Here is a 2563-nt window from a genome sequence, read left to right on the forward strand (position 1 = left end):
GACTCATCATCTACAGATTTTACCCAGCTGCCAAAGGGAGGCATGACCGGAAAGCTTAGATCTTCTGGCTCTAAACATTGAGCTAGAAATTCTGTAGTTGCTGTTTCAATCACCTCAGCAAGGTGATTTTCTGAGCGATTGCTGGGGGTAAACTGGGGTAAGGGAAGGCGCATGGTTTAGTTATTAGTCATTAGTCATTAGTTATTGATGTATGCCGATACTTTTTAGCTACCAAAATCTACAAAACGAAGATCTTAGCCCACTAATGCAAGCTGCTCTCGCAGCCAGGGGGTATCTCCCAAGGCTCTTAGGAATATTCCACGAGCGCCGTTGATGTCTCGTTCGCGAAGCGTGACCAAAGGTCAATCCATAGATCGACCATCAACTTTAGATTTAATGACTTTGCTTCCGCCAATGTTTACCATTTCACCGGTCCAGCTAACGGTCTTACTGGTATAAGCTTGCGCTTTCATCCACTACTGTCTTCCCAGTTTCTTTGGCTTTATGCTTTAGGAATTCTTTAAACCGATAATGGGCAAAGTTAAGCATATTGCGAACAGTTTTAGACCTGATATTCCTATTCCCTTTTTTTGACATTTGAGATGTCTCAAATGTAGGAAGTAATATCACATCAAAATTGTCTACAAAGAATCTGGCAGCTTTGTGGTGCAGCTCATTTATCAGGTTTTGAACCCTAATGATCATTCGGCGAGCCGCTTTTCTCATTCGACGTTTTTGGCCGCGTTTAACTTTACTTATCTTGGAAAGTAGATTATCTAAATGCTGGCACAATCTTTGAATTTGAGAAAAATCTCCGTGTCCAATTTTTCCGACGGAAGTCTCGCTGAAGAAGGTGAGGAAAGCTCTGACTCCAGGATCTAAAGCAACTACTCGGCCTTGGTTATCGGTCTTTACTTTCGCTGCTTCATGGGGTACTACCAAGTGGAACTCTCCATTGTGGCTGGTTAGTCGGCAATCACCAATGTTATCAGGAATAGATTCTGAATAAGATATTTCGCCAAGTTTGGTGTGGTAGATACCTTTCAATGATACCGCTGACTTGGGAATGTAGCAAGACTGCTTGGGGTTTTTACGAGACCTAAATCTAACCCGATTAATTTGAGCAGTCTTCTTGTATTTCTTCTTAGCTTCCCGAACGGCGGTGCAAGCATCCTTTATCGCTATCGATTTAATCTGATAAGGCACTGACTTGCACCACTCGGGAAGGTCGTTCAATATGCCAGTTTTGATGGCTTTCCAGTTAGCTTTAACTTCGCCGGTTTGAAGGATCTTGACGGTCTTGTTGAAAACATAACGGGATACCCCAAACCATTGGCGAACAAGCGTACGCTGTTCAGGTTTTAGGAACACTCGGATCTTCTTTGATTTTCTTACCGTACTTTCTGAGTCCGTGAACCCGGCAGGAGAACACGTGAATGATTTTGAAGTTACCGTAAGAATAAAGAAGCCTTTATAGGCGACAGGCTATGGGTAAAAAGGTTAAAACTCATGAAATAAGGCTTCTTTATTCTAAGGTTTCGTCTCCGGAGAGAAGATCTGCTGTAAGTTCGGATTCGGGACAGCTCTGAGGCTGGTCGAGAACCAGGATTTTTCCACCGTTGAGACTGACCAAGTACTCAATGAGTTCAAACCCGAATCGGGTAAGTCGGTCTCTACAGGCAACAACAATCGTGAGCTTATCTCCGCAGACAATTCGCTCCAGTATGGTTCTAAGCCCTTTCCTTTTGTAGTTGAGGCCGGAACCGATGTCTTTGATGATTTCTGCTTCTGGGAAGAGGGAGTGCAGATAGGCGACTTGGCGAGCCAGATCGTCTCGCTGTTTGGTACTACTGACTCGGCAATAACAGACGGTGTAACAACGGGGTCTGTTAGACCTTGGAGCTTTTCCAAAACGGAGAAGATCTGTTGAGTCAAAGAGTCTAGTTCCCCCAGGGGTTCGCTCGCATTTGAGAGTGCCATTATCTGCGTACTTCCTTAATGTGTTCGCAGAGAGTCCTGTAAGTTCGACCGCCTTACGGATGGGTATGAGTGCCATGTCTAAAATCTAACACGTTTTGGGGAATAGTGCTAGATTTGTTGAGATTTTATTTAACTGTTGTTAGCCCTTTTTACCAATTTTTGGTTTCACCTCTTCGATTTCCGACAGCTGAAACGTCACTAATTTATCCCAGTTACCTCCTTCAAACAGCACAGCTGCTTTACCATCACTAACCCGCTGTACTAGCCCCTCAAAGCTATAATAGGTATCGTCAACATTGATTACGCGAACTATAGAACCTGGAAAAATCATGAGTGCCTAAAAACTTAGATTTCCTTTACTAGGATAGGAGCTAATGGACTTATTGGTGATGGGGTATGGGATAACTCATAACTCATTGGAACTTCAATCGCTGTCGATAATTGGCTACTGCTTGAGCCAACCCTAGGCCAAGAAAGTTGGTTAGTAGGGCTGAACGACCGTAACTGAGTAAAGGTAGAGGAATTCCTGTGATGGGAGCTAAACCAATAGTCATCCCAATGTTGATCACGGTTTGAAACACAA

General features: G+C 43.7%; 4 protein-coding genes. All 4 read right to left on the reverse strand.

Annotated elements, in window-relative coordinates:
* Nucleotides 1-447: 447 nt before the first annotated feature.
* Complete coding sequence (locus tag F6K49_RS40635; RefSeq protein WP_293106571.1) at nt 448-1371, reverse strand: transposase; 924 nt, start codon at nt 1369-1371, stop codon at nt 448-450.
* Nucleotides 1372-1525: 154 nt separating this feature from the next.
* The gene (locus tag F6K49_RS40640; RefSeq protein WP_293106575.1) at nt 1526-2056 is read right to left on the reverse strand and encodes an IS607 family transposase; all 531 of its coding nucleotides are present in this window, start codon (nt 2054-2056) and stop codon (nt 1526-1528) included.
* Between the two features lie 63 nt (nt 2057-2119).
* Complete coding sequence (locus F6K49_RS40645; protein WP_293106578.1) at nt 2120-2311, reverse strand: NAD(P)H dehydrogenase subunit NdhS; 192 nt, start codon at nt 2309-2311, stop codon at nt 2120-2122.
* Between the two features lie 82 nt (nt 2312-2393).
* A partial coding sequence (locus F6K49_RS40650) for an FtsW/RodA/SpoVE family cell cycle protein (RefSeq protein WP_293106581.1) occupies nt 2394-2563 on the reverse strand: 170 nt, incomplete at its 5' end.

The organism is Moorena sp. SIO3I6 (assembly GCF_010672095.1).

Coding starts and splice junctions, on each gene's coding strand:
- F6K49_RS40645 (WP_293106578.1), bottom strand. CDS start 2,311: ATGATTTTTCCAGGTTCTATAGTTCGCGTAATCAATGTTGACGATACC.
- F6K49_RS40640 (WP_293106575.1), bottom strand. CDS start 2,056: ATGGCACTCATACCCATCCGTAAGGCGGTCGAACTTACAGGACTCTCT.